We start from the raw sequence: 22,145 nt of genomic DNA on the forward strand, positions 1-22,145 counted from the left end.
ACCGTCGATATCCCGACCTCTAAGTGAGCCCGTCCGGAAGGGCACAAACACAAACGGAGGCAAAAATGTCGACTGCAAGTACATTCGAACGCGAGATGCTGGAGCTGATCAACCAGGAACGCACATCCCGCGGGCTCAACCCGCTTCAGCTTGAGACGCAGCTGAACGATTCATCCGAAGATCACAGCACCTGGATGCTGGATACAGACACGTTCAGCCACACCGGCTCGGGCGGTTCCAGTGCCACCCAGCGGATGCAAAACGCCGGGTTCGATCTTGAGGGCAACTGGCGGACCGGCGAAAACATCGCATGGCAGTCCGAACGCGGGCAGCCCGGCATCAGCGATGACGTGGCTCAGTTGCACCAGAACCTGATGAACAGCCCGGGCCACCGCGCCAATATTCTGAACCCGGATTTCAAATATATCGGAATCGGGATCGAAACCGGCGATATGCAGGGTTTTGATGCGGTGATGGTCACCCAGAACTTTGCCGCAACCGACGCGGCAGTCATGCTGGACAACGGCAATACGAACACACCGCCCGTTCCGCCAACCACGCCGGACGAAGTTGCTGTTCCGGAAGAGCCGGAGCCCGAAACACCGGATACTGACGTCACCGAGACCGAGGAACCGGAACCCGAAACGCCCGACACCGACGTCACCGAGACCGAGGAACCAGAACCCGAAGCACCCGATACCGACGTCACCGAAACCGAAGAACCAGAACCCGAAACACCTGACACCGACGTCACCGAAACCGAAGAGCCGGAACCCGAAACACCCGACACCGACGTCACCGAAACCGAAGAGCCGGAACCCGAAACGCCCGATACCGACGTCACCGAGACCGAGGAACCGGAACCCGAAACGCCGGACGTGGACGTGGTTGACGGGGGTGAGGCCGAGACGTTCTGCTTTGACGTTCAGGCCTTCCTGGATGAAATCGCCAGTTTCCTCGAAAACCTGCAAGCGCAGTTTGACGAGTTCAACTGGGGTGACGATATGAACGGCGACACGGACGTGGCAGACACCGATGATATCGACATGATGCCGACCGCCGACGTCACGCCGGAAACGGAATCCGAGCCTGCGGGCACCGAAACAGCCGACGTCGATGACTGTGACATCACAATGGTCAACTTCTTCCACTTTGACTGCATGATGGATGCAGCCTGATCATTTGACCCTGTGCGAGGCCGGCCGTGTCGGCCTCGCATAATCCGGCTCAGAGCCTGGTTTTGCTTCAATAGATCTTTGGTACGTAAAGCTCATCCGGCAAAACGCGGCGTTCATATTCCGGGTTGTACTTGCGGTCGGGCAGATTGACCTTTTCCTGAGGCACGTCCTCGTAGGGGATTTTTGTCAAAAGATGCTCGATACAGTTTAGCCTTTCGCGTTTTTTGTCATTGCCTTCGACGATGTACCACGGGGCCTCGGGGATATTCGTTCGGAAAAGCATATCCTCTTTGGCCTTTGTGTAGGATTCCCAGCGGATGCGGGATTCAAGATCCATCGGTGACAGCTTCCATTGCTTCATCGGATCGTGAATACGCATGAGGAATCGCAACTGCTGTTCCTCGTCCGTGATCGAGAACCAGTATTTCAGCAGAATGATCCCTGACCGCACTAGCATCCGTTCGAACTCCGGAACGTCCTGAAAGAATTGTTCAACCTGGTCCTCGGACGCAAAACCCATCACCCGCTCGACTCCGGCCCGGTTGTACCAGGAGCGGTCGAACAGAACGATTTCACCCGCCGCCGGCAGATGCGGTACGTAGCGCTGGAAATACCACTGGCTTTGCTCTCGGCGGCTGGGTGCCGGCAATGCCACCACGCGCGCGACACGCGGGTTCAGACGCTGGGTGATCCGCTTGATCACGCCCCCTTTACCGGCACTGTCACGGCCTTCAAACAGGATACAGACCTTGGCCCCGGTATGCTGTACCCAGTCCTGAACCTTGATCAGTTCGGCTTGCAAGCGCAGCAGGTTGCGGAAGTAAACCTTGCGATCCAACATATCCGGATGCTGTTCCCGATAGATTTTTCGGACTTCCATCGACAGCATCGGCTCACTGAATTCTATCTCGAAATCTTCGTCCAGCGTGTCCTCCAGCTCGGCTTCCAGCCAGTCTTTGGGGGCGCCAGTGTTTTCATTGTCCAAGGTCAGCTCCTTCTCGGTCTTCGGGTTCGGACCATATCGAGCCCGTGTAACAACCTGATGCCACCAGATAAATTGATGCTAGGGTCACGAGTCCTGCGGCCGTTGTCGTGCCTGCAAATCAGGTCCAGCGCGAGAATATGATCTTTCACCTGAATTTGTACATCTGTCCCGCGGGATACAAGCGTCTGAATTGACGCAATGCGTTGCGCTTGGCCACGGATGCTTGCATTGCCTCGTTTTGGTGCGGCATCACGGTGCGCATGACAAAGACGAGGCGATTGTGACATTCCTTCTTTCCGTGATGCCCATTATCTGGCCCTGGCTTGTTCTGATATCAGCGCAATTGATGGTGCTGGCCCGGCGGACAGGCATCGGCTTGTCGTTGCTGGTTTTGTTCATCAGCATTGCCTCGGCGACAGGATTGATGTCACCCATGGCGATCGCCGCGGTGGCCATTGGTCTGGTCGGAGCTTCGTTGCTGCCCCATCTGAAAGGATGGCCTGCTGTCGCCGGACACCTGTTGTTGATCCTGTGGTGTCTGGTGATGGGTGCACATCTGCTGCCGGGATTCGAAAATTTGAAAATTCTGGATCAGGTACAGGCGGGTACGGGAAGCGCCAGTTTCACCCTGCATCTGAACCTGGACAAACCGATGGTCTTCTTTGCCGTTCTTCTGGCCTGGCCCCGGATGCTGCGCGGCAAAACGCAGATCAAACGCACGGCTTTGCTGGCAGGGTTGCTGCTCCTGCCGGGGCTGTTTCTGTTGGGGCTTTCCTTCGGCGCGGTACAGCCGGAATTTACTGTCCCGCCTTGGTGGCTGGTATTTGCCCTGTCCAACCTGTTTCTGACCTGCCTGACGGAAGAAGCCTTCTTTCGAGGCTATCTGCAATCGGCCATCGCCCCGCGCCTGGGGGACGTTGGCAGTGTAATAGCAGCCAGTCTGCTGTTCGGGCTGGCCCATGTCGCCGGGGGTCCGGCGCTGGTGGTTTTTGCTTCCATTCTCGGGCTGGCCTGCGGATTGGGATACTATGCAACCAGACGCCTGTGGGTGCCTGTGATGATGCATTTTGGGTTCAACCTGACCCACCTTTTTCTGTTCACCTATCCCGGACCTTTATGACAATTAGACGGGCAAGGCTGTGGTCTTGAACACGGTACGCAAGGCAAACGAGCTTTGCATTTGCGCCACCCCGGGCAGGCGCGACAGGTATTGCCGATGGATGCGGGCGAAATCTTCGGTGTTTTCCGCCACAACTTTCAGAATGTAATCCGCCGTACCGGCCATCAGATGGCATTCCAGCACATCCGGTATCCGGGCCACCGCCTTTTCAAACGCATCCAGAACCTCTTCGGCCTGACCCTGTAGCGTGATTTCGACAAAGACCGTTGTCGGCACGTTCATCTTCCGCGCATCCAGCAGCGCCACGTAGTTGCGAATGTAGCCTTCAACCTCCAGCCGCTGAACACGCCGGTGGCAAGCCGACGGAGACAAGTTGACCTGTTCAGACAATTCCGAATTCGACATCCTACCGTTTTTTTGCAATGCCGCCAGAATCTTGCGATCAGTCGTATCCAAGCTCATTTATGCAATTCCTTTGCAAGGTTTTTGTATATTACGCGATATTCTTCCAAAGAAAAATGTACTGACACGTTTTCTTTCACAGAAATTGCACTGCGAAATGCACATAATTTAAGCAGTTTATGTACGGAGAACCCCATGAAAATCGGTTGCCCCAAGGAAATCAAACCCCAGGAATTCCGCGTCGGGATGACGCCCAATGCTGCTCAGGAAGCAGTTGCACGTGGTCACGAAGTTCTGATCGAATCCGGCGCAGGCATCGGCGCTGGATTTGACAACGACGCCTATGTCGCGGCTGGCGCACGTATCATCGACACTGCGGAAGAGGTGTTTGCTACCGCCGACATGATCGTCAAGGTCAAGGAACCCCAGGCCGTGGAACGCAAGATGCTGCGTGAAGGGCAGTTGCTGTTCACCTATCTGCACCTGGCTCCGGACCCGGACCAGACGCATGACCTGCTGGAATCGGGTTGCACCGCAATCGCCTATGAGACTGTGACCGATGCGAACGGCGGCCTGCCCCTGCTGGCACCGATGTCCGAAGTCGCCGGTCGTCTGGCCCCTCAGGTCGGGTCGTGGACGCTGCAAAAGGCCAATGGCGGGCGCGGCGTTCTGATGGGTGGCGTACCCGGTGTCGGCCCTGCCAAAGTGGTCGTAATTGGCGGCGGCGTCGTTGGGACCCATGCGGCGAAGATCGCTGCCGGAATGGGCGCGGATGTCACCGTTCTGGATCGCTCCTTGCCGCGGCTGCGTTATCTGGACGACGTCTTTGGCGGAACCTTCAAAAACCAGTATTCGACGGCGGGTGCCACGGCCGAGCTGATCCAGGATGCCGATATGGTCATCGGTGCCGTTCTGATCCCCGGCGCTGCGGCCCCAAAACTTGTCTCGCGCGCCCAGTTGTCGACGATGAAACCCGGTGCCGTACTTGTCGATGTTGCCATCGATCAGGGCGGGTGCTTCGAGACGTCGAAAGCCACCACCCATGCCGACCCGATCTACGACGTCGACGGCATCATGCATTACTGCGTTGCCAACATGCCGGGCGCAGTGGCGCGCACCTCGACCATCGCCCTGGGCAACGCCACGATGCCGTTCATGCTGTCTCTGGCGGACAAAGGCTGGAAACAGGCGTGTCAGGACGATCCGCATCTGCTGGAAGGTCTGAACATCCACGCTGGCAAGCTGACCTACTATGCGGTCGGCAAGGCCCTTGGTATCGACGTCGTCTCGCCCAACGTGATCGTCAAGTCGTAACCGCTCCCGCCCCTGAAATCGCTTTTGAAAAGCGATCTCCAGCGTTGGGCATAGCGCCACGCCACAGGCGTGGCGCGGTCGGACCCAAAGCGATGGTTTGAACAAAGAAAAGGGCACCGCGCCCTTGCGCGGTACCCGGCCTAACGGGAGGAGGGCATTTTCGAATGCCCGATCGACGGGCGGGAGCCGTCACCCCTGTTTCTGGATTTCCACCGAATGAGGGTAAGGGATCGAAATACCCTTGTCGTCAAAGGCTTCCTTGATCGTTTTCGTCAGCTCGAATTTGACATCCCAATAGTCTGGCGCCGAGCACCACAGCCGTGCCGTCAGATCCACCGAGCTGTCACCCAGGTTCGTAACCCGAACCCAGGGTTCCGGGTCGCTGTGAATGCGACTATCCGCTTTGGCCACATCCAGAATGATCTGCATGGCTTTGTCCGCGCTGTCACCATAGTCGATTCCGAATACCAGATCGACACGACGCGTGTCATGGGCAGAGTAGTTCGTGATGATCGAGCCCCATGCCTGACCGTTCGGAACGATGATCTGCACGTTGTCCGGCGTCACCAGTTCGGTGGTGAACAGGTTCAGGTCCTTTACGGTGCCTGACGTGCCGCCGATATCAACGAATTGACCCAGCTTGTAAGGCCGGAAGACAACCAGCATCACACCGGCCGCCAGATCGCTGAGCGTGCCTTGAAGCGCCAGGCCGATAGCCAGAGACGCGGCACCCAGAATGGCGACGATGCTGGTGGCTTCAATTCCGAAGATGCCCAGAACGGCAACCAGAACCATGGCGAGAATGGCCCATTTGACCAGGCTTGCCGAAAAGTTCCCAAGCGTCGGATCAATATGCGGCGTCGAATTGATCCGGCGGCGCACCATGCCCCCGATTGCACCAGCCACGATCCAGCCCAGGATCAGAACGACAAGCGCCTTGACGGCACTCATGATCAGCGGGGCAAATGCGCCCACCTGTGTTACGACCTCATCCACGCCCATCTCCTTTCAACAGCAAGAAACCCGCGAGGTTTTCGCGGGGGTCACCAGATTGTGAGCCAAGTTTGGCCTCCGGTCTAGGTGCGAGTTTCGTTTGATTTCCCCTTTGTTCGCCAGAAAACACGGCCTGACCGGAAATGCACATCGCCAAGGGCTTATATAAATCAGGCGTGGCCCCTAGCTTTTACAGGGACAGCCAAACAGGAGCCCCCAATGCTGGACAACAAACCTCATCCGATCATGGCGCGCTGGCCCGCGCAATCCCCGGACAAGATTCAACTGTATTCCTATCCGACTCCAAACGGCGTAAAGGCATCGATTATGCTGGAGGAAACCAGCCTGCCCTATGAGCCCCATCTGGTGACGCTATCGGATGCGGATGTCAAAAGCCCCGAGTTTCTGTCGCTGAACCCAAACAACAAAATCCCAGCCATCATCGATCCCAACGGGCCGGACGACAAGCCGCTGGCCCTGTTCGAAAGCGGGGCAATCCTGCTGTATCTGGCCGAGAAATCAGGCAAGTTGCTGGGACAAAGCGCAGCAGACAAGCATCGCATTACACAATGGCTGATGTTCCAAATGGGGGGCGTAGGGCCGATGTTCGGCCAGCTTGGCTTCTTCTACAAATTCGCGGGCAGCGAAATCGAAGACCCCCGACCGCGCGAACGCTATGTCAACGAGGCCAAACGCCTTTTGAACGTGGTCAACACGCAACTGGAAGGGAAAGACTGGATCGCCGGCGATTACTCCATCGCGGATATCGCGCTTGCCCCCTGGTTGAATGCTTTGGACTTCTACGGCGCGAAAGAGGTTGTTGGCTGGGACGGCTACGCCAATGTCGTCGCCTATGTCGACCGTTTCATGCAACGCCCGGCGGTGCAGCGCGGCAAGGCCATACCCGCACGCGCTTGATCTGTTTCGCGATTGACAGGGTGCCGAAACCGGCACCCGCATTGAAAAACTCAGCCCGGCAGTGCACCCGTCAGCACATACCGCAGGATTTCGACAACCTGCGCGGGCTTTTCCGCCACGGCCAGCGCGGCTGCATCCACTTCTTTCAACGCGTGCTGATGCTCGGGGCCGTGCAACACGATGATGGATTTGCCCAGCGCTGCGGCATAGCCCGCATCAAAAGCCGCGTTCCACTGTTTGTACTTGTCGCCAAACCGGACAACCACAACGTCAGCATCCGAAATGCCCTTGCGGGTCCGGATCGCGTTGACCATCGCACCCTTATGGTCATGCCAGTACTTGTTCGGCTCTTCCCCCAGAATGGCAACGCCGCAATCGTCGCTTGCCGCGTGGTCCGTCACCGGGCTGTTGAATGTGATGTCCAACCCCTGCGCGCCGTCGATGATCTGTTCGCGCCAATCGGTGTGGATTTCGCCAGAGAGGTACACGTTCAGCATCTTTCGTCCTCCGTAAACACGGAAAGGGCGCCACCGCCCCTTCATCTTTTCTGAAATACTCCCGCCAGAGGCGGCCCTGCATCAGCCCCGCAGAACACCGCCGGTCGCCTTGGAGACTTTGGCGATGATCTTTTCGGCCACCGCTTCGATGTCCTTTTCCTTCAGCGTCTGCTCTGTTGGCTGCAAACGTACCGTTATGGCCAACGATTTTTTACCTTCACCCAGGCTGCCACCGATGAATTCGTCAAAGACACGCACATCTTCGATCAGCGCTTTGTCGGCACCTGCCGCCGCGTTCACCAATGTCAGCGCCTCGACGTTTTCATCAACGACAAAGGCAAAGTCACGTTCAACCGCTTGCAAGTCACGCAATTCCAATGCGGCACGTGTGGCACCGGACTTGCGGGGCAAGGGAACCTCGTCGGGCCAGATCGTAAAGGCCATTGCCGGACCCTTGATATCCATCACCTGCAACACGCGCGGGTGCAGCTCACCAAAAACACCCAGCACCTTTTTGGGACCCAGACAAATCTTGCCGTGACGACCCGGATGCCACCAGGCATCGCCGTCGCGCAGAACCTGTACCTTGGCCGGTGCTCCGATCGCCGCAAGAACGGCCTCGGCATCCGCCTTGGCATCAAAGACATCCACCGGGCGCGAGGCCCCGTGCACATCTTTGGGGCCGTTGCGGCCAACCAGCAGGCCGGCGATCTGGGTTTTCTGGTCGCCGGGTTCGCCATCGTGGAAAACAGGGCCAACTTCGAACAGGGCGACGTCGGCATATCCGCGTGCCTGATTGCGCGCCGCGGCTTGCAACAACCCGGGCAGCAGATCCGGGCGCATGTGGCTCATCTCGGACGAGATCGGATTTTCAAGCATGGTCGCGTCATCCCCGCCACCGAACAAAGCAGCCGAAGCCTGATCGATGAACGTATAGGTGACGCATTCGTTGTAACCCAGCGCGGCGCAGGTGCGGCGCGCCATGGACTGGCGGCGCTGAGTCGGTGTCATCACCGGCTTGGGAATACCATCGGTGACACGCGGCAAGGGCTTGCCCTGCAACTTGGTCAACGAGGCGATCCGTGCGACCTCTTCCACCAGATCGGCCTCACCCATGATATCGGGGCGCCAGCTTGGCACGTGGGCCATTTCGCCTTCCAGACGGAAACCCAGACGGGTCAGCGTCTGACGCTGCTCGCTTTCGGGAATGTCCATCCCGACCAGAGACTGCACCCGTTCGGCATCCAGCTTGTACGCACGCGCGTGGTTCGGCGCTTTGCCCGCCTCGACCACTTTGGACGCTTCGCCGCCGCAGATGTCCAGAATCAACTGGGTTGCGTGCTCGAGCCCTTCCAGCGTGTATTCAGGGTCCACGCCGCGTTCGAACCGGTACCGCGCGTCTGAATTGATTTTCAGCGCCCGACCCGTCAGCGCGATCTGCACATGATCCCAGAACGCGCTTTCCAGGAACACATTCACCGTATCCTCGGTGCAGCCGGTTTCCTGACCGCCCATGATGCCTGCGATGGATTCCGGGCCTTTGTCATCTGAAATAACCATCATGCCGGGCTGAATGGTGTATTCCTTCTCGTCCAGCGCCACCAGGGTTTCACCGCCTTTGGCGCGATGAACGCGAAGGTTGCCCTGCACCTTGTCCGCGTCAAACACATGCAGCGGGCGGTTATGGTCAAAGGTCATATAGTTGGTGATATCCACCAGCGCCGAAATCGGACGCAGCCCGATCGCCTTCAACTGATCCTGCAACCACTGCGGGCTGGGGCCGTTCTTGACGCCCTTGATAAGGCGGCCCGTGAAATGCGGGCAGCCATCCAGCGTGTCCTCGTCAATCGATACTTTGATCGGGCTTTCGAAATCACCGGGCACCGGCACGTAGTCGCGCTGTTTCAGAGTGCCGATCCCACGCGCCGCCAGATCACGCGCGATGCCTTCCACGCCCAGCGCATCGGGCCGGTTCGGAGTGATCGCGATCTCGATCACGGGATCGACTTTCGATGGGTCATTCTCGGCAAGCCAATCAACGAACCTGTCACCGACCTCGCCCGAGGGCAATTCGATGATGCCGTCATGTTCGTCCGACAATTCCAGCTCGCGCTCGGACGCCATCATGCCAAAGCTTTCGACGCCGCGGATCTTGCCGACGCTGATCGTCAGGTCCAGACCGGGGATATACATGCCCGGCTTGCAGACGACGACAGTGATCCCTTCGCGGGCGTTGGGCGCGCCGCAGATGATCTGCAACTCGCCTTCATCCGTGTCCACCTTGCAGACACGCAGCTTGTCGGCGTCAGGGTGTTTTTCCGCGTGTTTCACATAGCCCAGCGTAAAGTCCTTGAGCTTGTCAGCCGGGTTGATGACCTCCTCGACCTCAAGGCCAAGGTCGGTCAGCGCCTCAGTGATCTCATCAACCGACGCATCGGTGTCGAGGTGGTCTTTCAGCCAGGACAGAGTGAATTTCATTGCTCGGGGCCTTTTTTGGCAAACATCCAGTCGGCACAGGCAATGACAAAGAATGCGCCAAGGTGCAAGCGCTGCAGGTCACGGATAAGTGGGGGTGCGGCCCAAAAGCTCGTCCAATTGCCACCCGATCCAGCCATGCGGGATGAAATGCCCGCCCGGATGGGTGTCCAGCACCACCTGCCCCTGCGCACAATCGGCCCATTCCACCCGGCTGAGCGTCAGGAACGGTCTCACGCTCCAATCCGCGCGCGGGGTGGCACCGTTGCAGTTGTATTTCTCGCGCCACAGCGCCACCGGATAGGTCGTGTCGCCGCCCGGCCCAAAGGGGAAATCCATCACCGTGTCGTCCAGCCCGTGCACATGGCGCACCTCGCGCGGGGCTTCGGGGCAATCTTCGGTCTGGCGGATGCTGCCCGCAACGGCCAGCAGGGCGGCAATGTCATTGCCCGACTGGCAGACATAGCGCCACGCCATCGCGCCGCCGAAGGAATATCCCGAGACATAGATGCGGTCCGGATCAACCGGATAGCGCTTGGCGACGTCTTCCAGCACCGCATCGGCAAAGGGCACATCGCCGGTCTCGGACGTCCAGAAATCCCAGCTTTTGCCCAGCCCGTTCGGCGCCACCAGCAACACACCCCGCAGCTTGGTCGCGCCCGCGATACGCTCATGGTTCACCACCACGTCGCCCTGCCGCGCCCAGCCGTGGAAATGCAGCAACACAGGCAGAGGCGTTTCGCCGTCCCATCCATCGGGTTCCAGCACATGGTACGAGCGGTCGCCGACCTCACAGGCAATATCACCGTGGCATATGTCCACGGCAGCGGCTTGGGTAGCGGTCAGCAGCAGAAGGCAGAGCAGTCGATACATCATGCGCCCGACCCTAACGAGACTTTCCCCGCTGTCACATAACATATCGGTGTAGGCCAAGCGTAGGCCGGGCTTCAGCCCGGCACTCATCCGTCACGCAAGGCGGGTTGAAACCCGCCCTACGCCCTACATCCAACCAAACCCCCAAGCCGCGCCATCGCAAGACCGCATCGGAACCTTATTGGAAACTCTGGGCTTTAGAAGGCACCGCCTATCCGAGGTCAAGCTTTACACCGTAGTGACCTTCGCTGATGCCGTCGTCCCACCCGCCTACAATTACAGCATCCAGTTCCACTTCTGGCAAGTAGCCCAGCCTTTTCTTTAGCATTCGTCGCCAAGAAACCGCGTCATCGCGCGATAAGTGACCTACTTTTTTGCCATTAATCGTAACAGCAACCGCGTTTTCATCATGCGGATTGTCGGATTCGCAGATTAGGACAGCGACACAAAGAAACTCTTTTTCATCCTCAGCCTTAGGTCCCGCGATCTGCTCCAGGGCGCTCTGATAAAATGACTCGCCCACGATCTCTTGGCTGTATGAACCGTCGCCATCTAGCTTTATTCGGCGCGTCGATTGCCGACCACCATCGCCTTTTTTCCCAAACAGCCAGCCAAGCATCTACTGACTAAGTCCCCCATGCAGGTTCGGCATATCCAGCGCCGCAAACCCGTAGTGCCTCAACCACCGCAGATCGCTGTCAAAGAAGGCCCGCAGATCGGGAATGCCGTATTTCAGCATCGCCAGACGGTCGATACCGATGCCGAAGGCAAAGCCCTGATAGACCTCGGGGTCGATGCCACCGGCGGCGATCACCTTGGGGTGGACCATGCCCGAGCCCAGAATCTCCATCCAGTCGTCGCCCTCACCGATCTTCAGCTGACCGTTATCCCACGAACAGCGGATATCGACCTCGGCCGACGGCTCGGTGAAGGGGAAGTGCGAGGCGCGGAAGCGCAGTTCGACATCGTCGACCTCAAAGAACGCCTTCACGAACTCTTCCAGAACCCATTTCAGGTTCGCCATCGAGATGTCCTTGTCGATGGCCAGCCCTTCGACCTGATGGAACATCGGCGTGTGCGTCTGATCATAGTCGGCGCGATAGACGCCGCCCGGACAGATCACGCGGATCGGCGCGCCCTGTTTCTCCATCGAGCGGATCTGCACCGGAGACGTATGGGTCCGCAGCACATGCGGCGGACGGTTATCGCCCTCGGCGCGGTGCATATAGAACGTGTCCATCTCGGCCCGCGCTGGGTGGTGGCCGGGGATGTTCAGCGCGTCGAAATTGTACCAGTCATCCTCGATCCGCGGCCCTTCGGCCACCGAAAAGCCCAGTTCGGCAAAGATCGCGGTCAGTTCCTCGGTCGCCTGGCTGACCGGGTGGATCGAGCCCTGACGGCGCGGGCGGGTCGGCAGGGTGACGTCCAGCCATTCGGTGCGCAGACGCTCATCCAGCGCGGCGTCGGCCAAAGCGGCCTTTTTGGCGGACAGGGCCGCGTTGATCTCATCCTTCAGGGCATTCAGCGCTGGGCCTGCCACCTGGCGTTCCTCGGGCGTCATTTTACCCAACTCGCGCATCTTCAGCGCGACCTCGCCTTTTTTGCCCACGGCGGCGACACGGATCGCCTCAAGCGCGTTCTCGTCGCCTGCCTCGGCGATTTGGCCCAGATATTTTGCCTTAAGATCGTCCATGACGCCCTCTGAATTTGGTCGCCAACCTGCTATCGGGCCAGCCCCGCGAATGCAAGCGGGACCGGGCGGATCAATAGCTGTATTCGGGGAAAATCCGGGTCAGATCACCGTTCCAGTCGCCGTTGTAGTGTTCCAGCAACTCATCCGCAGGCACTTTCCCGCTTTGGATGCTGTCCTTGAGCGCGTTGAGGAAATGGGTCTCGTCCGGCACCAGGCCACCGGCACCGGGATAGGCGCGGGCTTTCAAGCCGGCTTCGGAGATCGCCACAACCTCACGCGCCAGATCGTGCATGTTGATGGTGCCGACTTTCGCTTGCAGACCGTCTTTGGCAGCCGCGACACGCAGCGCCTCGCGGGTCTCGGTGTCCCAGCCTTTGACCAGATCCCAGGCCGCGTCCAGGGCCGGCTGATCGTAAGTCAGGCCAACCCAGAAGGCGGGCAAGGCACACAGGCGCCGCCATGGGCCGCCATCGGCCCCGCGCATTTCCATGAATTTCTTGATCCGCGCCTCGGGGAAGGCGGTGGTCAGGTGGTCGGCCCAATCGCTGAGCGTGGGCGTTTCCCCCGGCAGGGCGGGCAGTTCGCCTTTCAGGAAGTCGCGGAAAGACATGCCCAGCGCATTGATATACTGGCCGTCGCGATAGACAAAATACATCGGCACATCGAGCGCATATTGCACATAGCGCTCGAACCCAAAGCCGTCTTCGAACACGAAAGGCAGCATGCCCGTACGCGCATCGTCCAGATGCCGCCAGATGTAACTGCGCCAGCTTTTCTGGCCATTTACCTTGCCTTCGAAAAAGGGCGAGTTCGCAAACAACGCCGTTGCCACCGGCTGCAAGGCCAGCGCCACGCGCAGTTTCTGCACCATGTCGGCCTCGGACCCGAAATCAATGTTGACCTGAACCGTGCAGGTCCGCCGCATCATGGCGCGGCCCATGGTGCCGACCTTTTCCATATAGTCGTTCATCAGCCGGTAACGCCCCTTGGGCATCAACGGCATTTCCTCATGTGTCCAGGTCGGTGCCGCGCCCAGACCGATGAAACCCACGCCGATCTCATCTGCGATGTCCTTCACCTCACGCAGGTGGGTGTTCACCTCATCGCAGGTTTCGTGGATGGTCTCGAGCGGAGCACCCGACAGCTCCAGCGCGCCGCCCGGCTCCAGGCTGACATTGGCGCCGTCCTTTTCCAGACCAATCAGATGACCCGCTTCGCGGACTTCGGCCCAACCGTGCCGGTCACGCAGGCCCTCCAACACCGCCACAATCGAACGGGTGCCCTCGAAGGGCAACGGTTTCAGCGTGTCCTTGCAGTAGCCGAATTTCTCATGCTCGGTGCCGATGCGCCAGTCTGCCTTGGGCTTGCAGCCCGACTCCAGATATTCGGCCAATTGCTCGTGGCGTTCGATTGGTCCGCCGCCGGACTGGGGGATGGACATGAGACCCGTGCTCCGATCCTGATGTGTCTGTCTTTTGGCCAGTCGTGGGGGCAAACCGCGCCGGTGTCAATGCAGCCGAAGGTGTGGAGGGCGCGAGGGCGTACGCTCCCAAATCACGACCGGATGGGCCGATCCACCGTTCAGTTCGGCCAGCATATGCTCGGTTTTCAGGCCCGGAAGCGCCGAGAAGACATCGAACAGCGCCTCGGCCCCTTCCGCATTCACAGGAATGTGAAGCACCGCCTGACCCGGTTGTTCCAACACCCAATGCGCCGGCGTCGAGGTCGGATCGAGCGCCAGCCGCTCAATCTCGCGCGTGGCGATGATGCCGCCATCCAGTGGGCCGAAATAGGTGATCTGACCTTCATCGACGGTCACGACACCCTGTCCGCCAGTGCCGGTTCTGAACCGCGCGCGCTGCACCCCGATCACCGCTAGGGCTATTGCGACAGCGACAAGCAGCCAGCCGATCCACCCCAGCAGACCACCGGGCCCGTTGATCCAGCTGAGACCGAGGATCAGGACAAACCCGGCTACCAGCACTTCGCGCCAGCGCCACAGGGCGAGTTTGGCCTCGGGTCGGATGAAACTCATGACAGCACCTTTTGTGGTGTTTGCAACAGGGCGATCCGATACCAGCCGATCTGCTGGAACCCCATCGTCTCATAGGCTCGCGCGGCAGGTGGATTGTTGGCGAACAGGATGGCCGTGTTCGCGCCCTCGGTCCTCGCCTTTTGCAGCACAGCCGTTGTGACCTTGCGCCCGAGTCCACAGTTTCTGTTCTCGCGCGGCACAAATACACCGCCGACCTGAACCTGATCCCGGACTGATGCATTGATGGCGGCCATGGCTACGGGGGCGTCGTCTTCCAGCATGACAATCGCCCTGCCTGATTGAATATCGGTGGTGATCCGATCGGAGGCCATTTCACGTGCCTCGTGCCCTTTGGCCTGGTCGGTATCCTCGAAGTAATCCGCAAACCAACGCGTCAGTAACGGCCGGTCTGCTTCGGACAGGGCGCGAAATGGAATCAGTGCCTCTGGGATTTCGCCCAGATCCAGGCGGTACAGGGGTTCATCATGATGCAGGCGATAACCGGTCTGTCCAAGCCCTAGCGCGTCCAATATCATCTCAACCTGTTGTGCAGCCCCTGTCATGCCCAGTACGGTCTGACCTGCGATCCGGCCCGCAAATGCCTGAGCGGCCTCTGGCGAACAATCGGGCAGTTGCGCCATCAGGTAGCCCTTTTTGGTCAGGCCGAATACGCCTTGGATGCGATCCTGCCCCCAAATGAAGAACCGGGTAGAGTGGTCATCGTCTCCAAATCCAATCCCGTGCGCCAACAGGTTGCTGCGCAGAAACATGGAAGTATCGGGATGTTTGGCCAAAAACGCCTCAATGGCCGGGGCATCAGACGGCGAGGCTTCTTGGATCACGCCCAATCCCCCAGCGTCTGCTGCCACATGGTCAATGCAGCCACCGCTGCCGTGTCGGCCCGCAGGATACGAGGGCCAAGGCTGACCACATGCGCGAATGGCAACCCTGTCAGACGCGCGCGTTCCTGGTCCGAAAACCCGCCTTCCGGGCCGATGAGAATCGCCCAGGGCCGTCCTTTTTCATTGGCGGCCAGTCGCAGGGCCGATCCAACCTCGGCTTCGTTGCAGAACATCAGTTGACGATCTTCAGGCCATGCATCCAGCAGCCGATCCAACCGCTGCAAATCGGCAACCTCGGGCACGAAGGTTCCGCCGCACTGCTCGGTCGCCTCGACCGCATGGGCCTGCAGGCGGTCCTGACGAATGCGTTCGGAATTGGTGAACTCGGTCTGAACAGGAAGGATACGCGCCGCGCCCATTTCGGCGGCTTTTTCCACGATGAAATCGGTGCGGGCCTTTTTTATGGGCGCGAACAGGAACCACAGATCCGGTGGCAACTGCAACGGTTTCGTCTGTTCGATACAGGTCAGCTTCCCGCCGCGTTTTCCCGCCTCGGAGACTTCGGCCAACCACTCTCCGTCCCGCCCGTTGAACAGGGCGACCTGCCCTTTGACCGCAAGGCGCATGACACCAAAGAGGTAGTGCGCCTGGTCGCGCGTCAAAGGAACCGATTGCCCCTGACCCAAGGGCTGCTCTACATACAGTCTGATCTTCGCACTCATGAGACCCTACATATGCAAGGCAATGCCCCAACACCAGATGGTCAAGTCGCCGATGCCGTCAGCGGCAACTGGGTCGACACCCGTGCCCCGGCCTTTGCCCGCCCCTATCTGCGCCTCAGCCGCGCGGACCGACCCATCGGGACATGGCTGCTGCTGATTCCCTGTTGGTGGGGGCTGGCTCTGGCGATCCTGCATGATGGGCAGCCGCGTTGGGAAGATCTGTGGATCGCCATGGGATGCGCATTTGGGGCCTTCCTGATGCGGGGCGCCGGTTGCACGTGGAATGACATTACGGATCGGGAATTCGACGGGCAGGTCGAACGCACACGCTCGCGCCCGATTCCTTCGGGTCAGGTCAGTGTCCGGCAGGCCGCGGTCTGGATGGTCCTGCAATGCATTCTGGCGCTTGGCATCCTTCTCAGCTTCAATCAGGCGGCGATCGCAATGGGTGTTCTGTCCCTGCTGCCCGTGACGATCTATCCGTTTGCCAAACGGTTTACCTGGTGGCCTCAGGTGTTTCTGGGGCTGGCCTTCAACTGGGGCGCCCTTCTGGCCTGGGCGGCGCATAGCGGTTCCGTGGGATGGCCTGCGGTGACGCTTTACCTGTCTGGAATCGCGTGGACCCTGTTCTACGATACAATCTATGCGCATCAGGATGCCGAGGATGACGAACTGATCGGCATCAAATCAACCGCTCGTCTGTTCGGAGCTGATACAGCGCGGTGGCTGAAGTACTTTTTGGTGGCGACCGTGTCGCTGATGGGGCTGGCCATCGTCGATGCAGGGGTGCCGGATGCCTCGATGCTGGCATTGGGCGTTGCGCTCTGTGGGCCTTGGGCAATGGGCTGGCACATGATGTGGCAACTCCGCGCGCTGGACATCGAAGACAATGCCAGGCTGTTGCAATTGTTCAGGCTCAACCGCGACACTGGCTTGATTCCGCTGATCTTCCTCTGCGTCGCCCTGTTGCTCTGATTGCACCTGCTGAACGCGGCCTGTAAAGATCGGCCCAACCGCCTGAGGAGTGTCAAACCCAAACATGCGTCTGCCGTATTTTATCGTTGTTTCCCTGATCTTTCTTGTGTCAGCCGGGCTGTCGCTTTTGGCAGCCAGCTATGCCGTCACAAAGATCGAAGAAACATCGGAATTCGCCGTGCGCCGGGCGCTTGATCTCAAAGGACACGACTGGGCCGAGGTCGAGTCAGACGGCTTGCGCGTGGTCCTGACCGGGATTGCACCCGATGAGGCGACACGATTCAACGCACTGACCGCAGCCGGAACCGAGGTCGATGCGTCCCGTGTAATCGATGAAATGGAGGTCGAAGCGACCTCTGCCCTGGCGCCGCCGCGCTTTTCGGCGGAAATTCTGCGCAACGATCGCGGCATATCTATCATCGGCTTGATCCCCGCCAGCGAAGACAGAGATGACCTGATCAGAAGGCTGGGCAACCTCGACCCCAACATCGCGGTTTCGGACCTGATGGAAACCGCGGATTACCCCAAGCCCGATGGTTGGGATGCCGCGATATCATATGCCATCGAGGCGCTGGCGAGCCTGCCGCGTGCCAAAATTTCCGCAAACGCCGATTTGGTCAAAATCACCGCCATTGCGGACAGCCAACAGGAAAAACAACGTCTCGAACGCGATCTGACCCGCGCCGCGCCGCCCAGCCTGCGGATCGGGCTGGCGATCTCGGCACCTCGTCCCGTCATAACGCCCTTTACGCTGCGTTTTCTGATCAACGAAGACGGTGGGCAATTTGACGCCTGTTCGGCACAGGATGCAAAGGCACGCGACCGGATCGTGACCGCTGCGCGCGATGCCGGCTTGTCGGGAACATATTCCTGCACCATCGGTCTGGGCGAGCCCTCGCCACGCTGGCCCGAAGCCGCCGAGAAGAGCATTCAGGCACTGGCCAGAATCGGCAAAGGCTCGGTCACGATGTCGGATGCGGACATCACCCTGGTTGCGGCGCAAGGCACGGATCCAGCCTTGTTCGACCGGGTTGTAGGTGAACTTGAAACAGCGTTGCCTCAGGTCTTTGCCCTGCATGCTGTGCTGCCGGAACCTGAAACCAGCGAACAGACCGGACCCGTCGAGTTCTCGGCGACCCGCAGCCCCGAAGGGCTTGTGCAACTGCGAGGGCGCCTGGGGGATGAAACGTTGCGGGACATGGTCGACAGCTATGCCCGCGCGGCCTTCGGCTCGGATCAGGTCTATACCGCGACCCGCATCGCGCCGGGGCTTCCGGCAGATTGGCCGGTGCGTGTTCTGGCCGGCCTCGAGGCGTTGGCCCAGCTTCACAACGGGGCCTTGACCGTAACACCAGGCTCGGTCGAACTGACCGGCCTCAGCCATGAAGAGGATGCCAAAGCCCGTATCGCAGGTCAGTTGTCGGACAAGCTGGGCGAAGGGCAGGAATTCACTCTGACGATCACCTATCAGCCTCCGCCAGAGCCCGAAGACGCGCTGCCCGATCCTGAAGTCTGCGAAGCGCAGATCGCCGAAATTCAATCCGTCAGCAAAATTGCGTTCGAACCCGGATCAGCGACGATCGCATCCGACTCGCGCGATACGGTGAACCAGATCGCCGACATCCTGCGTGACTGCGGGCCGATCCGGCTGGAGATCCAGGGCCATACGGACAGCCAGGGCCGCGAAGAGATGAACCAGCAGCTCAGCCAGGCACGGGCGCAATCGATTCTGAACGAGCTGCGCGGGCGGCGCATTCCCACCAGCAGCTACACTGCCGTTGGATACGGTGAAACACAGCCTATCGCGGACAACGACACCGAAGAAGGCCGCGAAGCAAACCGGCGGATCGAGTTCCGGCTGATTCGTCCCGAGCCGGTCGAAGCCTCCGAAACAGGCCTCGAAGCGCTCGAGGGTGAGGCCGAGGTTGGGGCTGAGGCCGACGCGCCTGAAACGGATCAGACCGAATCGACCGCACCAGACACGGACGCAGAGGACCAGTAAGTTGAACAGAACCGAATTCATCATCGCCACAGCCGTCATTCTGTTTGCGGCCTTCTGCATGGGCTGGTTTGCCAACTGGCTGGCACACCGCCTGTCCCGCGTCCGCCAAAGCGACGTTGCCGATCTGGATCGCATGAGCCAGGAACTGCACGAAGCGGAAGAAACCCGCGATCAGGCCATAACCTATCTTCAGCAACGTGAAGCCGAGTTGACCAATCAGCTGACCCAGACAGAGGCAGAGCTGGCCGCAGCCATGGACGGTCTGCGCGCCGCGCGGCAAGAGGCCGAGGAAATGCGCGGTAGGATCAACAACGCCGACTGAGAAACCGCCTTCCCGGACGGCTTACAAGACCTGCGCCAAGTCTGCGATCAGGTCTTCGGGGTCTTCCAGACCAACCGACAGCCTGAACACGCCGTCGCCTGCGAAATCCCGGTAACTTGCCAATTGCGCCCCTTCCAATCGGAAGGACGATTGCATCAAAGCTTCGGTTCCCATCCAGAATATCAGACTGCGATGGTGGCCAAGCGACACGGCATAGTGAACGATCCGGAGTTTATCGATCATCTGCTGGGCCAGTGCCTCGCCTGTTGCATGATCACCCACCTGAAAAGCGATCATGCCGGATGTGTTGCGCATCTGCTGTTGGGCCAGCTCATATTGGGGATGCGACTTCAGCCCCGGATAGATCACTCTGGTCACACGCGCGCGTGTCTCAAGCCAATCGGCAACGACGGTGGCACCCGCCTGATGCGCTGTCATCCGCAGCGGCAGAGTGGCCATGCCCCGCGCGATCATCCACGCGTTGAAGGGGGACATGATGCTGCCGTGGTGGATCGCGGATTCGGTGCGGATTTTCGCGATCAGGTCCTTTCGCCCGGCCACCGCACCACCGATGGCATCACCGTGCCCGCCGATATACTTGGTCACCGAATGCATGATCAGATCAACGCCCAGCTCTTTGCTTGGCTGACCAAGCGGAGACGCAAAAGTCGCATCGCAGGACAGCAACGCCCCCGCGCTTTTGGCAATTGTTGAAACCGATGCTAGGTCGGTCAGTCGACCGATCGGGTTCACGGGTGTTTCCGTGTGGATGAGACGCGTGTTCGGCCTGATGGCTGCTGATACCGCCGAAAGATCGGACATGTTGACCGTGCTGACATGGATCCCCAGACGCGGCAGCGTGTCCCGCGCCAGCTCTGCCACACCCGCGTAAGAGACGTCGGAAACGATCACATGATCCCCGGCAGACAGGAACGTCAGGAAGATAGCGGTGGCCGCCGCCATACCGGACGCCAGACACAGGCAATCTTCGGTGCCTTCCAACATGCTGATCTTGGCTTCCAGCGTCCTGACGTTGGGATTGGCCCAGCGCCCGTAAAGATAAGGGGCTTCTTCCTCCAGATCGTGGGCCGAAAACCCCGCCACCTGATCCGTGACGAATGTCGAAGACATATGCAGGGCCGGCGCAGACGCACCGCTGGTTGCGTCCGGGGCTTCGCCCGCATGGATTGCCCGTGTCGCTAAGCCCTTGTTTCTCAGCCCGTCATGCATGCCGCCATCCTCTTGATCCTCTTGCGCAGATTTAGCGCAGGCTCGTGAACCGGCGTCCAGAGAAGAATTGAAACCGCTCGGATTCCAGAACCCCGGGGTGGTCGCGCGACGCTACCAGCGGGTCAGAGCATCTTCGTCCTGATCTTTGGCCGCAACCCATTCGGCGCCGGAACGGGTAATTTCCTTTTTCCAGAATGGCGCGCGGGATTTCAGGTAATCCATCAGATACTCGGCCGCCTCGAACGCGTCCTTGCGATGCGGGGCCGCCGTGGCCACCATCATGATGCGATCCCCCGGAACCAAGCGTCCAAAACGGTGTATGACCAGCACGTCACCCAATGCCCAACGCGCCTGCGCCTCTTCGGCGATCTTGGTCAGGGCGCGTTCGGTCATACCGGGATAGTGCTCGATCTCCATCACATCCAGATCACCGCTCGACAGGTCACGCACAACGCCGGTGAAGGTGACGATGGCGCCGTTGGAATCATCCCCGGCGGCAAAGGCATTGGCCTCGGCCCCCAGATCAAATGCCTCTTCCTGAACCGCGATCCGCATCGGTCAACCACCCGTCATCGGCGGGAAAAACGCAACTTCCCGAACACCTGCCAGCGGAGCATCGAAATCCGACAGCTCCTGATCCAACGCAACGCGCAGCGCGGACAGATCGGCAAATGCCGCGGCATAGCGCTCTTCCCGAGCGCTCAGTTCAGTCACCAATTCGCTGACCGTGGCCGCTTGCGTTTCGACCTTTTCCTTTGGCAAGCCGATGCGTTCGCGCACCCAGGCGAAATACAGAACATCCATCGGTTAGCTCTCCTTCAGATGAGGCATGGCTTTACGTAGGTAGTCATAGCCGGTGATCAATGTAAGCGTTGCCGCAATCCACAACAGCCACAGCCCGACCTGACCCGCCCAATACATGCCATCGACATTCAGGCGCAGGTGGTTCACGTCGTCGACCTGACCCGCAATGATCTGCTCGACCAGCTCGGCATCCATGCCAAAACTCGCCATCACGGCATAGTGCTCGAAGATACCCTGCGAAAACAGAACCGCGATGGCGACCATCTGGGCCGTGGTCTTCCATTTGGCCAGTTTGGTGACTTTGAGCGTTCCGGCCACATCGCCCAGATATTCCCGCAGGCCCGAGACAAAAACTTCGCGAAACAGGATCACGGTTGCGGGAAGGACTAGCCACGGCGTCCAGTGCTCGGTCGAATAGCCCACAAGGATCATAAGCGCGATCACCACCATGGCCTTGTCGGCGATCGGATCCAGCATCGCTCCGATCTTGGTCTCCTGCTTCCATGCGCGGGCCAGATACCCATCGAACCAATCGGTAATCGCCGCCGACAGGAACAGGATCAGTGCAAACCAGTCCGCATAGGGACGGGTGAAATACAGAAACATGACTGCCAGCCCAGGCGCGGCCAGCAGGCGCAGGACGGTCAGGAGATTAGGCAAATTCCACTTCATGGCTTGGACCCTATATCGCCGGTCCGGGACAGAAAAGCCAATCAGACAAAAAACTGTATCATTCAAAAGCGCTTGGTCAAAGCGCCGCAGGCC

The 22,145-nt window shown here is 59.6% G+C and carries 23 protein-coding genes; 7 read left to right on the forward strand and 16 right to left on the reverse strand.

Annotated features, from left to right (window positions below):
* Positions 1-65 precede the first annotated feature (65 nt).
* Positions 66-1,178 (forward strand): CAP domain-containing protein, encoded by a 1,113-nt coding sequence (locus tag GS614_RS16715; protein WP_253285407.1) that lies wholly within the window; start codon positions 66-68, stop codon positions 1,176-1,178.
* Between the two features lie 67 nt (positions 1,179-1,245).
* On the opposite strand, the gene ppk2 is transcribed toward GS614_RS16715, so the two are convergent.
* On the reverse strand, positions 1,246-2,163 hold the full coding sequence (gene ppk2, locus GS614_RS16720; protein ID WP_371419726.1) for a polyphosphate kinase 2: 918 nt from the start codon (positions 2,161-2,163) through the stop codon (positions 1,246-1,248).
* 280 nt (positions 2,164-2,443) lie between these two features.
* Here ppk2 and GS614_RS22460 point away from each other — a divergent pair, with 280 nt between their 5' ends.
* Positions 2,444-3,283 (forward strand): CPBP family intramembrane glutamic endopeptidase, encoded by an 840-nt coding sequence (locus tag GS614_RS22460; protein WP_171363527.1) that lies wholly within the window; start codon positions 2,444-2,446, stop codon positions 3,281-3,283.
* A gap of 3 nt (positions 3,284-3,286) precedes the next feature.
* On the opposite strand, the gene GS614_RS16730 is transcribed toward GS614_RS22460, so the two are convergent.
* Complete coding sequence (locus GS614_RS16730) at positions 3,287-3,745, reverse strand: Lrp/AsnC family transcriptional regulator (RefSeq protein ID WP_152456756.1); 459 nt, start codon at positions 3,743-3,745, stop codon at positions 3,287-3,289.
* 135 nt (positions 3,746-3,880) lie between these two features.
* On the opposite strand from GS614_RS16730, the gene ald reads away from it, so the two are divergent.
* Entirely contained in the window at positions 3,881-4,999 is a 1,119-nt protein-coding gene (ald, locus tag GS614_RS16735; RefSeq protein ID WP_171726835.1) for an alanine dehydrogenase, read from the forward strand.
* 189 nt (positions 5,000-5,188) lie between these two features.
* On the opposite strand, the gene GS614_RS16740 is transcribed toward ald, so the two are convergent.
* The gene (locus tag GS614_RS16740) at positions 5,189-5,950 is read right to left on the reverse strand and encodes a mechanosensitive ion channel family protein (RefSeq protein ID WP_253283973.1); all 762 of its coding nucleotides are present in this window, start codon (positions 5,948-5,950) and stop codon (positions 5,189-5,191) included.
* A gap of 261 nt (positions 5,951-6,211) precedes the next feature.
* On the opposite strand from GS614_RS16740, the gene GS614_RS16745 reads away from it, so the two are divergent.
* Positions 6,212-6,910, forward strand: a complete 699-nt coding sequence (locus GS614_RS16745; protein ID WP_171726836.1) for a glutathione S-transferase family protein — start codon at positions 6,212-6,214, stop codon at positions 6,908-6,910.
* Positions 6,911-6,960: 50 nt separating this feature from the next.
* On the opposite strand, the gene GS614_RS16750 is transcribed toward GS614_RS16745, so the two are convergent.
* From GS614_RS16750 to GS614_RS16790, 9 genes are all read right to left on the reverse strand, one after another.
* Positions 6,961-7,407 carry a YtoQ family protein gene (locus GS614_RS16750; protein ID WP_171119768.1) on the reverse strand — a complete coding sequence of 149 codons (447 nt, stop codon included), beginning with the start codon at positions 7,405-7,407 and terminating at the stop codon, positions 6,961-6,963.
* An 81-nt stretch (positions 7,408-7,488) separates the two neighbouring features.
* The gene (gene pheT, locus GS614_RS16755) at positions 7,489-9,885 is read right to left on the reverse strand and encodes a phenylalanine--tRNA ligase subunit beta (protein ID WP_171726837.1); all 2,397 of its coding nucleotides are present in this window, start codon (positions 9,883-9,885) and stop codon (positions 7,489-7,491) included.
* Between the two features lie 78 nt (positions 9,886-9,963).
* Positions 9,964-10,758, reverse strand: a complete 795-nt coding sequence (locus GS614_RS16760) for a PHB depolymerase family esterase (RefSeq protein ID WP_171726838.1) — start codon at positions 10,756-10,758, stop codon at positions 9,964-9,966.
* A gap of 208 nt (positions 10,759-10,966) precedes the next feature.
* Positions 10,967-11,374 carry a hypothetical protein gene (locus tag GS614_RS16765; RefSeq protein WP_171726839.1) on the reverse strand — a complete coding sequence of 136 codons (408 nt, stop codon included), beginning with the start codon at positions 11,372-11,374 and terminating at the stop codon, positions 10,967-10,969.
* On the reverse strand, positions 11,375-12,448 hold the full coding sequence (pheS, locus tag GS614_RS16770) for a phenylalanine--tRNA ligase subunit alpha (protein ID WP_171726840.1): 1,074 nt from the start codon (positions 12,446-12,448) through the stop codon (positions 11,375-11,377).
* A 70-nt stretch (positions 12,449-12,518) separates the two neighbouring features.
* Positions 12,519-13,889, reverse strand: coding sequence for a glutamate--cysteine ligase (locus tag GS614_RS16775; protein ID WP_171726841.1), 1,371 nt, complete (start codon positions 13,887-13,889; stop codon positions 12,519-12,521).
* 66 nt (positions 13,890-13,955) lie between these two features.
* Positions 13,956-14,483 carry a hypothetical protein gene (locus GS614_RS16780; protein ID WP_171119774.1) on the reverse strand — a complete coding sequence of 176 codons (528 nt, stop codon included), beginning with the start codon at positions 14,481-14,483 and terminating at the stop codon, positions 13,956-13,958.
* Entirely contained in the window at positions 14,480-15,325 is an 846-nt protein-coding gene (locus GS614_RS22465; RefSeq protein ID WP_171171280.1) for a GNAT family N-acetyltransferase, read from the reverse strand. The genes GS614_RS16780 and GS614_RS22465 overlap by 4 nt, the downstream gene beginning before the upstream one ends.
* Positions 15,322-16,047: a 16S rRNA (uracil(1498)-N(3))-methyltransferase gene (locus GS614_RS16790; protein WP_171726842.1), complete on the reverse strand. Its 726-nt coding sequence runs from the start codon at positions 16,045-16,047 to the stop codon at positions 15,322-15,324. Before GS614_RS16790 ends, GS614_RS22465 begins: the two co-directional genes overlap by 4 nt.
* Before the next feature lie 12 nt (positions 16,048-16,059).
* Here GS614_RS16790 and ubiA point away from each other — a divergent pair, with 12 nt between their 5' ends.
* From ubiA to GS614_RS16805, 3 genes are all read left to right on the forward strand, one after another.
* Positions 16,060-17,022, forward strand: coding sequence for a 4-hydroxybenzoate octaprenyltransferase (gene ubiA, locus GS614_RS16795; protein ID WP_171171284.1), 963 nt, complete (start codon positions 16,060-16,062; stop codon positions 17,020-17,022).
* A 64-nt stretch (positions 17,023-17,086) separates the two neighbouring features.
* Entirely contained in the window at positions 17,087-19,024 is a 1,938-nt protein-coding gene (locus GS614_RS16800; RefSeq protein WP_171726843.1) for an OmpA family protein, read from the forward strand.
* Position 19,025: 1 nt separating this feature from the next.
* Positions 19,026-19,346, forward strand: coding sequence for a hypothetical protein (locus tag GS614_RS16805; protein WP_117870533.1), 321 nt, complete (start codon positions 19,026-19,028; stop codon positions 19,344-19,346).
* A 21-nt stretch (positions 19,347-19,367) separates the two neighbouring features.
* On the opposite strand, the gene GS614_RS16810 is transcribed toward GS614_RS16805, so the two are convergent.
* The 4 genes from GS614_RS16810 to pgsA all read right to left on the reverse strand — a co-directional run bounded on the left by GS614_RS16810 (position 19,368) and on the right by pgsA (position 22,052).
* Positions 19,368-20,576 (reverse strand): PLP-dependent aspartate aminotransferase family protein, encoded by a 1,209-nt coding sequence (locus GS614_RS16810; protein WP_171726844.1) that lies wholly within the window; start codon positions 20,574-20,576, stop codon positions 19,368-19,370.
* Between the two features lie 111 nt (positions 20,577-20,687).
* Positions 20,688-21,131 (reverse strand): molybdenum cofactor biosynthesis protein MoaE, encoded by a 444-nt coding sequence (locus GS614_RS16815; protein ID WP_171363515.1) that lies wholly within the window; start codon positions 21,129-21,131, stop codon positions 20,688-20,690.
* A gap of 3 nt (positions 21,132-21,134) precedes the next feature.
* Positions 21,135-21,380 carry a molybdopterin converting factor subunit 1 gene (gene moaD / locus GS614_RS16820; RefSeq protein ID WP_171363514.1) on the reverse strand — a complete coding sequence of 82 codons (246 nt, stop codon included), beginning with the start codon at positions 21,378-21,380 and terminating at the stop codon, positions 21,135-21,137.
* Between the two features lie 3 nt (positions 21,381-21,383).
* The gene (gene pgsA, locus GS614_RS16825; RefSeq protein WP_152456738.1) at positions 21,384-22,052 is read right to left on the reverse strand and encodes a CDP-diacylglycerol--glycerol-3-phosphate 3-phosphatidyltransferase; all 669 of its coding nucleotides are present in this window, start codon (positions 22,050-22,052) and stop codon (positions 21,384-21,386) included.
* Positions 22,053-22,145: the final 93 nt, after the last annotated feature.

This window comes from Ruegeria sp. HKCCD6604 (assembly GCF_013110635.1).
In the GTDB taxonomy this organism is placed as follows: Bacteria; Pseudomonadota; Alphaproteobacteria; order Rhodobacterales; family Rhodobacteraceae; genus Ruegeria.

Bases quoted from the DNA above. Each gene is read 5' to 3' on its own strand.
- GS614_RS16740 (WP_253283973.1), bottom strand. From the start codon at position 5,950: ATGAGTGCCGTCAAGGCGCTTGTCGTTCTGATCCTGGGCTGGATCGTG.
- GS614_RS16815 (WP_171363515.1), bottom strand. From the start codon at position 21,131: ATGCGGATCGCGGTTCAGGAAGAGGCATTTGATCTGGGGGCCGAGGCC.
- GS614_RS16730 (WP_152456756.1), bottom strand. From the start codon at position 3,745: ATGAGCTTGGATACGACTGATCGCAAGATTCTGGCGGCATTGCAAAAA.
- GS614_RS16775 (WP_171726841.1), bottom strand. From the start codon at position 13,889: ATGTCCATCCCCCAGTCCGGCGGCGGACCAATCGAACGCCACGAGCAA.
- GS614_RS16765 (WP_171726839.1), bottom strand. From the start codon at position 11,374: ATGCTTGGCTGGCTGTTTGGGAAAAAAGGCGATGGTGGTCGGCAATCG.
- GS614_RS16750 (WP_171119768.1), bottom strand. From the start codon at position 7,407: ATGCTGAACGTGTACCTCTCTGGCGAAATCCACACCGATTGGCGCGAA.
- ubiA (WP_171171284.1), top strand. From the start codon at position 16,060: ATGCAAGGCAATGCCCCAACACCAGATGGTCAAGTCGCCGATGCCGTC.
- pheT (WP_171726837.1), bottom strand. From the start codon at position 9,885: ATGAAATTCACTCTGTCCTGGCTGAAAGACCACCTCGACACCGATGCG.
- GS614_RS16790 (WP_171726842.1), bottom strand. From the start codon at position 16,047: ATGAGTGCGAAGATCAGACTGTATGTAGAGCAGCCCTTGGGTCAGGGG.
- GS614_RS16715 (WP_253285407.1), top strand. From the start codon at position 66: ATGTCGACTGCAAGTACATTCGAACGCGAGATGCTGGAGCTGATCAAC.
- GS614_RS16760 (WP_171726838.1), bottom strand. From the start codon at position 10,758: ATGATGTATCGACTGCTCTGCCTTCTGCTGCTGACCGCTACCCAAGCC.
- moaD (WP_171363514.1), bottom strand. From the start codon at position 21,380: ATGGATGTTCTGTATTTCGCCTGGGTGCGCGAACGCATCGGCTTGCCA.
- GS614_RS16780 (WP_171119774.1), bottom strand. From the start codon at position 14,483: ATGAGTTTCATCCGACCCGAGGCCAAACTCGCCCTGTGGCGCTGGCGC.
- pgsA (WP_152456738.1), bottom strand. From the start codon at position 22,052: ATGAAGTGGAATTTGCCTAATCTCCTGACCGTCCTGCGCCTGCTGGCC.
- pheS (WP_171726840.1), bottom strand. From the start codon at position 12,448: ATGGACGATCTTAAGGCAAAATATCTGGGCCAAATCGCCGAGGCAGGC.
- ald (WP_171726835.1), top strand. From the start codon at position 3,881: ATGAAAATCGGTTGCCCCAAGGAAATCAAACCCCAGGAATTCCGCGTC.
- GS614_RS16810 (WP_171726844.1), bottom strand. From the start codon at position 20,576: ATGCATGACGGGCTGAGAAACAAGGGCTTAGCGACACGGGCAATCCAT.
- GS614_RS16745 (WP_171726836.1), top strand. From the start codon at position 6,212: ATGCTGGACAACAAACCTCATCCGATCATGGCGCGCTGGCCCGCGCAA.
- GS614_RS16800 (WP_171726843.1), top strand. From the start codon at position 17,087: ATGCGTCTGCCGTATTTTATCGTTGTTTCCCTGATCTTTCTTGTGTCA.